Genomic DNA, 6,779 nt, shown 5'->3' with positions numbered 1-6,779 from the left:
CGCGACCGCGGATACGCCCAAGACCTCTCCCCCGAGCAGCACGGCCGGTGCGACTCCACGGCGCCGTGGATTCGGCATCGACGTCGGCGGCAGCGGCATCAAGGGCGGCATCGTCGACTTCGACACCGGGCAGCTGATTGGTGACCGCATCAAACTGCTCACCCCGCAACCGGCTACCCCATTGGCGGTCGCCAAGACCATCGCCGAGGTCGTCAACGCGTTCGGATGGACCGATCCCCTCGGGGTGACCTATCCCGGCGTCGTCACCCACGGCGTCGTCCGAACGGCGGCCAACGTGGACGACTCCTGGATTGGCACCAACGCCCGCGACGTCATCAGCGCTGAGCTGAACGGCCAGGAAGTCACGATTCTCAATGATGCGGATGCGGCTGGGCTTGCTGAGGAGCGCTACGGGGCGGGCAAAAACAACTCTGGCCTGATTGTGCTGCTCACCTTCGGTACCGGGATCGGGTCCGCAGTGATCCACAACGGGAAGCTGATTCCTAACACCGAGTTCGGGCATCTGGAGATCGGCGGTAAGGAGGCCGAACAACGAGCGGCGTCGTCCATCAAAGACAAGTACGAGTGGAGCTACAAAACATGGGCCAAGCAGGTAACGAGGGTGCTGGTCGCCATCGAAAACGCGATGTGGCCTGACCTGTTCATTGCCGGCGGCGGTATCAGCCGCAAGGCCGACAGATGGATACCACTGCTCGAAAACCGCACCCCGGTGGTGGCCGCCGCCCTGCAGAACACGGCCGGCATAGTCGGCGCTGCCATGGCTGCCACCGCGGATGTGACGCACTGAATTTTGCCCGGTGGGGCAGTCCGGGCGCGCACCACCGTTACAATGGTCATCGGCGGTCGCCCGACCGATAGCGCGCGAGTACTCACGCTGATATCAACGCCGACATTCGACATAGCAGACACTTTCGGTTACGCATGCCCAAACCCGCCGGAAGTGAGTCCGACCGAAGGGGTGTATGTGGCAGCGACTAAGACAAGTCCGGCAACCGATCAGCCGGTGAAGCGCACCGCCACCAAGACGCCCGCGGCCCCTGCCAAGCGATCGGCGGCGAAGGCCGCGAATGGCTCCGCCCCCGCAAAACGAGCCACCAAGACAACATCCAAGACAGCATCCCGGGCCACCAAATCCGCGACGCCGCCCCAGGCCGCCGGGGCAGGCGACGCTAAGAAGAAGGCCCGCGCGTCGACCAAAAGCACCGATGCAAAGGCACCGTCCACTCGGGGCCACACGACCAAAGCCGCGGCAGCCAAAGACGCCCTGGACGATCCCGAGGCCACCCTGGACGCCCTCGACTCCGACGCCGCTGCCGACGACCTCGACGCCGAACCGGACCTCGACGTTGAACCCGGCGAGGACATCGACATCGACCCCGCCGACCTCGGTCTCGACGACCTCGAAGACGACGACGTCGCAACCGACGTCGACCCTGGCGACACCGAGGATGGCGAAGCCACCCCGGCCGCCGAGACCGGCGAAGCTGCCACCGATGATGACGAAGAGATCCCTGAACCGACCGAAAAAGACAAGGCCTCCGGCGATTTCGTCTGGGACGAAGATGAATCCGAAGCCTTGCGGCAGGCCCGCAAGGATGCCGAGCTCACCGCATCGGCGGACTCGGTTCGCGCCTACCTCAAACAGATCGGCAAGGTGGCCCTGCTCAACGCCGAGGAAGAGGTCGAGCTGGCGAAGCGGATCGAAGCCGGTCTGTACGCCACCCAACTGATGTCAGAATGGGCCGAGCGCGGGGAGAAGCTGCCGGCGGCGCAGCGCCGTGACATGTCATGGATCTGCCGCGACGGCGACCGCGCGAAAAACCATCTGTTGGAAGCCAACCTGCGGCTGGTGGTTTCGCTGGCCAAGCGCTACACCGGCCGCGGGATGGCGTTCCTCGACCTGATCCAGGAAGGCAACCTGGGCCTGATCCGGGCGGTCGAGAAGTTCGACTACACCAAGGGGTACAAGTTCTCGACCTATGCGACGTGGTGGATCCGCCAGGCCATCACCCGCGCCATGGCTGACCAAGCCCGCACCATCCGCATCCCGGTCCACATGGTCGAGGTGATCAACAAGCTCGGCCGCATTCAGCGCGAACTGCTGCAGGACCTCGGCCGCGAGCCCACGCCTGAAGAGCTCGCCAAAGAGATGGACATCACCCCTGAGAAGGTGCTCGAGATCCAGCAATACGCCCGCGAACCGATCTCGTTGGATCAGACCATCGGCGATGAGGGCGACAGCCAGCTGGGCGATTTCATCGAAGACAGTGAAGCGGTGGTGGCCGTCGACGCGGTGTCGTTTACGTTGCTGCAAGACCAGCTGCAGTCGGTGCTGGAGACCCTCTCAGAGCGCGAGGCCGGTGTAGTACGGCTACGCTTCGGCCTCACCGACGGCCAGCCCCGCACCCTCGACGAAATCGGCCAAGTCTACGGCGTGACCCGCGAACGCATCCGTCAGATCGAGTCCAAGACGATGTCGAAGTTGCGCCACCCCAGCCGTTCCCAGGTCTTGCGCGACTACCTGGACTGAGCAGCACACCCTATAAAGCGCTTCGGACCAGCCGCTCAGTGCGGTGTCATGAGGGGCCCACAGCCGTGACCGCCTGCTCTTGGTTCACGGCTGCCTCCCAACCCACGCGTCGTTGACCGACATCGATGCCCACTTTCGGTGCGGCTTAGGCAACGATATTCAAGGCACACCGCTACCCCGAGATCACGGCCTTGCCCGGACAAGTCCGCCTGGTAGCAGCGGCTCGTCTTCCCCGCTACCCCCGCCGGCAGAGCCGTGTAACCGCTTGTCATCGAACATGTTTCGTGAGCTGCTCGTCGCCAGGTTCCGCACCCCAGGCTACTGTGATCGCATGCCTGTCAGCCGCAACAGTGTCTCGTCCGGATCGGATTTCGAATCAGTGGTCGGTTACTCACGCGCGGTGCGGGTGGGCCCGCACGTCTCAGTGGCTGGGACTACCGGCGCCGGACCGGCCGGTGATATTGCCGCCCAGACGCGAGACGCTTTGCGCCGCATCGAAAGTGCGCTCGAACAGGCAGGGGCGGCGCTCACCGACGTCGTCCGTACTCGTATCTATGTGACAGATATATCGCGCTGGCGCGAGGTCGGAGAAGTGCACGCACAGGTTTTCGGTCAGATACGTCCGGTAGCCACAATGGTTGAAGTGTCCGCGCTGATCGCACATGACTTGTTGGTGGAGATAGAAGCTGACGCCTACGTGGCGTCCTGAAATCCCGCGACCGGCGGGAAGGTGCCATCGGGGCCCGGCAGGTACGGGGTCACCCTGATCACAGCGCGCACCGGCAACGGACCGTACAGATGCGGGAAGAGCATTGACTCGGGATCCGTGGCAACTCCAGGCTCCCAACGCACCGGGGAGTCGAGTTCGCTCGGATCGATATACAACAAAATCAGGTCGGTGCGGCTGCGGTACAGCCGGTTAGCCGGCAGGTGTACTTGCTCAAGCGTCGATAGGTGGATGAACGCGGCCTTGCTCGCCGCACCGCACCCGTCGAGATGAATCCCGCCGCGGCTGCGGGCACGCGACCATTCCTCCGCACCGCAGAGATGTACCAGTACGCCGGGAACCGAGGCCATGTTAGCTACCATGCCCCGACGGGTCGAAATGCGTGAGAAACGACACACCCGATAACAGCTGGGGAACAAGGCGAAAACCACTGACGTCTGAGACAGTGTAGGCACTGCTAGAACGGAGGAGCCATGAACGCAACTCTGACCAGTCCCGAACTGACTAGGGCAGACCGCTGCGACCGCTGCGGCGCAGCGGCGCGGGTGCGCGCCAAGCTGCCTTCGGGAGGCGAACTGCTCTTCTGCCAGCATCACGCGAACGAGCACGAGGCGAAGCTAACAGCGTTAGCAGCCGTGATTGAAGTCAGCAAGCTCTAGAACACGCGGAAGCACGGGTCCCCATGGGCGGCATTCATAACCACCGCAAATATTCATTAATTCACGCGGCAGCGGCGCTTTAATGGCGCTGGGAGATATTCTCAGGTCCAAATCCTCGACGGCGTGGATACCTCTGCGCGAACCCTTGCGCTGATTTCGAAATGGTGTCGCTGCCCAAGAAAATGGCAGCACCCAACCGTGGCGCGTCAATTCGCATCATCGAACGGCCAGGGTACTCACGTAACGACACCGAACCCGCGAGCTTGATCGCGGGTGCTTGCTTTCCTCTGCTCCATCGGTTACTCATGGCAAACAGCCGAATTCCGACTACATATCAACACCGATAGGAGCAGGCGGCACACGACGATCTGTTCATGCAGGCGGAGTCCACCTATTGGCCTCCGTTACCGGCAGGAGCGCAACAATCACTGCAAGCTACGAAACACCCGGTCGATTGTGATCTGGCAGCCGCACCCCATGCCGGCGGCGCAAGCAGCCATCGGCAATGCTGTAGTGATATGAGCGACCAGGTGCCCAAGCCGACCCGCCACCACATCTGGCGAATCAGTCTGCGGACTCTGTCGAAAAGTTGGGACGACTCAATCTTCTCGGAGTCAGCGCAGGCAGCCTTTTGGTCGGCGTTGTCGCTGCCGCCACTGGTGCTAGGAATGCTGGGCAGCTTGGCCTATGTCGCGCCGTTGTTCGGCGGGGACACGTTGCCCACCATCGAGCGGCGCGTGATCTCGATGGCACACAGCTTCTTCTCTCCGAGCGTCGTCAACGAGATCATCGAACCCACAATCCGCGACGTCAACAACGGTGCCCGTGGCGAGGTGGTGTCGCTGGGGTTTCTGATCTCGCTGTGGGCGGGATCGTCGGCGATCTCGGCGTTCGTCGACGCGGTCGTAGAAGCGCATGACCAGACGCCATTGCGTCATCCGGTGCGACAGCGGCTCTTCGCGCTGTTCCTCTACATCGCGATGTTGGCTTTCGTGGTTGCGACCGCGCCGTTGGTGGTGGTGGGCCCACGCAAGGTGGCGGAGCTCATTCCCCATAGCTGGGCCAGCATGTTGCATTTGGGCTACTACCCTGCGGTGATCCTGGGGCTGATGGTCGCCGTCATGATCCTCTACCGGGTAGCGCTGCCGGTACCGCTGCCGACGCACCGGCTGGTCCTTGGCGCGATCCTGGCCACAGCAGTGTTCGTGATCACCACACTGGGCCTTCGGATTTACCTGAGGTGGATCACCAGCACTGGCTATACCTACGGTGCGTTGGCCACGCCGATCGCGTTCTTACTGTTCGCGTTCTTCGGTGGTTTTGCGATCATGCTGGGCGCTGAACTCAATGCCGCTATCCAGGAGGAATTCCCGGCACCGAAGACACATGCTCACCGGCTGCGTAACTGGCTGATATCGCGTCTGCATGCCGGCAGGGGCGCCACCGCCCCGACGCCGTTGCCACCCGAGCAGCGCAATATCGCAACGGCCGAGCCGCCGACCTGATCAGCCCTTCTTGAGCATGTCGTAGATCCGCTTGCAGTCCGGACAAACCGGAGAGCCCGGCTTAGCCGCGCGCGTTACGGGAAATACCTCACCGCACAGCGCGACCACGTGGCTGCCCATGACCGCGCTCTCGGCGATCTTGTCCTTCTTGACGTAGTGGAAATATTTCGGCGTATCGCTGCCCGTCCCGTCATCGACGCGTTCGTCGGTATCGGTGCGTTCGATCGTCTGGGTCTGCATGCCTAACATTGTGCCTCCGCACTCGCCCCAAACCGAACCAGAAACCGGATACGCCGGAGTCGATCTGGTGTGGGACAGTGGAGAAATGAAGCGCGGCTCCGAATTGGGGTGCGACGACACGTTCGATGACGATAGCCGGCCGGTGCTCATCACCACCGCCGCACCGTCGTACGAGGAGGAGCGTCGCGCGCGGGTACGCAAATACCTGACCTTGATGGCTTTCCGGATTCCGGCCCTCATCTTGGCCGCCATCGCCTACGGCGCCTGGCACAACGGTCTGATCTCGCTGCTGATCGTGGCAGCCTCGGTGCCGTTGCCGTGGATGGCCGTGCTGATTGCCAACGACCGACCCCCTCGCCGTGCAGAAGAGCCACGACGGTTCGACAGCGGCCAACGGCGCACCCCGTTATTCCCGACGGCCGAGCGGCCAGCACTCGAGCCGCGACGGCGGCCGCCACCCGAAACGGAGCCATCGGCCGCGGACGGCCAAAGCTAGCCAGGGTTTCCGGCTGGCCACCCGCGAGCCACACTTCTCAGGACATTCTCAGGTCATCGGCATATTTCCGCACGTCAAAGCGTGTGAGCTGACGGCCGGACGGGAACTCTCAGGGCGGACCTGTCGTTAAAACACATGACAGAACAAGCCGATCGGGAGGGCGCTATGGCTAATGGTGCCACCAGGGGGGCCGAAGCCACCACAAGGGCCACCACAAGCCGGGTTGACAGCGATCTGGATGCGCAAAGCCCCGCCGCGGACCTGGTGCGTGTGTATCTGAACGGCATCGGCAAGACGGCGTTGCTCAACGCCGCCGACGAAGTCGAGTTGGCCAAGCGCGTCGAGGCTGGGCTCTACGCCGAGCATCTGCTCGAAACTCGCAAGCGTCTCGGCGAGGGCCGCAAACGCGAACTGGCGGCTGTGGTGCGCGATGGCCAGGCGGCGCGTCGCCATCTGCTGGAAGCTAATCTGCGCCTCGTTGTTTCGCTGGCCAAGCGGTACACGGGCCGCGGAATGCCACTGCTGGACCTCATCCAGGAGGGCAACCTGGGGTTGATCCGCGCGATGGAGAAGTTCGACTACACAAAGGGATTCAAGTTTT

9 protein-coding genes are annotated in these 6,779 nt (G+C 63.0%); 7 read left to right on the top strand and 2 right to left on the bottom strand.

What is annotated here, in order from left to right:
* From ppgK to AC2VOU_RS06440, 3 genes are all read left to right on the top strand, one after another.
* A partial coding sequence (ppgK, locus tag AC2VOU_RS06450) for a polyphosphate--glucose phosphotransferase (RefSeq protein ID WP_486956622.1) occupies nt 1-808 on the top strand: 808 nt, incomplete at its 5' end.
* A 177-nt stretch (nt 809-985) separates the two neighbouring features.
* Complete coding sequence (locus tag AC2VOU_RS06445) at nt 986-2,551, top strand: RNA polymerase sigma factor (protein ID WP_082129543.1); 1,566 nt, start codon at nt 986-988, stop codon at nt 2,549-2,551.
* A 331-nt stretch (nt 2,552-2,882) separates the two neighbouring features.
* A complete protein-coding gene (locus AC2VOU_RS06440) occupies nt 2,883-3,260 on the top strand; it encodes a RidA family protein (protein WP_486956621.1) in 378 nt (125 codons plus the stop codon).
* Here AC2VOU_RS06440 and AC2VOU_RS06435 read toward each other — a convergent pair.
* Nucleotides 3,245-3,628, bottom strand: a complete 384-nt coding sequence (locus tag AC2VOU_RS06435) for a DUF952 domain-containing protein (protein WP_047315342.1) — start codon at nt 3,626-3,628, stop codon at nt 3,245-3,247. The genes AC2VOU_RS06440 and AC2VOU_RS06435 overlap by 16 nt on opposite strands.
* 123 nt (nt 3,629-3,751) lie before the next feature.
* On the opposite strand from AC2VOU_RS06435, the gene AC2VOU_RS06430 reads away from it, so the two are divergent.
* Nucleotides 3,752-3,937 (top strand): DUF7455 domain-containing protein, encoded by a 186-nt coding sequence (locus AC2VOU_RS06430; protein ID WP_047315341.1) that lies wholly within the window; start codon nt 3,752-3,754, stop codon nt 3,935-3,937.
* Between the two features lie 518 nt (nt 3,938-4,455).
* Complete coding sequence (locus AC2VOU_RS06425) at nt 4,456-5,442, top strand: YihY/virulence factor BrkB family protein (RefSeq protein ID WP_486956620.1); 987 nt, start codon at nt 4,456-4,458, stop codon at nt 5,440-5,442.
* Here the strand turns inward: AC2VOU_RS06425 and AC2VOU_RS06420 are convergent, their stop codons facing one another.
* Nucleotides 5,443-5,682 carry a DUF3039 domain-containing protein gene (locus AC2VOU_RS06420; RefSeq protein WP_047315395.1) on the bottom strand — a complete coding sequence of 80 codons (240 nt, stop codon included), beginning with the start codon at nt 5,680-5,682 and terminating at the stop codon, nt 5,443-5,445.
* A gap of 67 nt (nt 5,683-5,749) precedes the next feature.
* Between AC2VOU_RS06420 and AC2VOU_RS06415 the strand changes: the two genes are divergently transcribed.
* A complete protein-coding gene (locus AC2VOU_RS06415; RefSeq protein ID WP_047315394.1) occupies nt 5,750-6,178 on the top strand; it encodes a DUF3099 domain-containing protein in 429 nt (142 codons plus the stop codon).
* A gap of 165 nt (nt 6,179-6,343) precedes the next feature.
* Nucleotides 6,344-6,779 (top strand): sigma-70 family RNA polymerase sigma factor (locus AC2VOU_RS06410; RefSeq protein WP_486956619.1); only part of this gene is annotated, 436 nt, incomplete at its 3' end.

Source organism: Mycobacterium sp. TH-M25 (assembly GCF_057473665.1).
This window is presented reverse-complemented; position numbering and strand designations above follow the sequence as displayed.

Excerpts from the sequence above, each read along its gene's own strand:
- AC2VOU_RS06425 (WP_486956620.1), top strand. The coding sequence starts at position 4,456 with ATGAGCGACCAGGTGCCCAAGCCGACCCGCCACCACATCTGGCGAATC.
- AC2VOU_RS06435 (WP_047315342.1), bottom strand. The coding sequence starts at position 3,628 with ATGGCCTCGGTTCCCGGCGTACTGGTACATCTCTGCGGTGCGGAGGAA.
- AC2VOU_RS06420 (WP_047315395.1), bottom strand. The coding sequence starts at position 5,682 with ATGCAGACCCAGACGATCGAACGCACCGATACCGACGAACGCGTCGAT.
- AC2VOU_RS06440 (WP_486956621.1), top strand. The coding sequence starts at position 2,883 with ATGCCTGTCAGCCGCAACAGTGTCTCGTCCGGATCGGATTTCGAATCA.
- AC2VOU_RS06430 (WP_047315341.1), top strand. The coding sequence starts at position 3,752 with ATGAACGCAACTCTGACCAGTCCCGAACTGACTAGGGCAGACCGCTGC.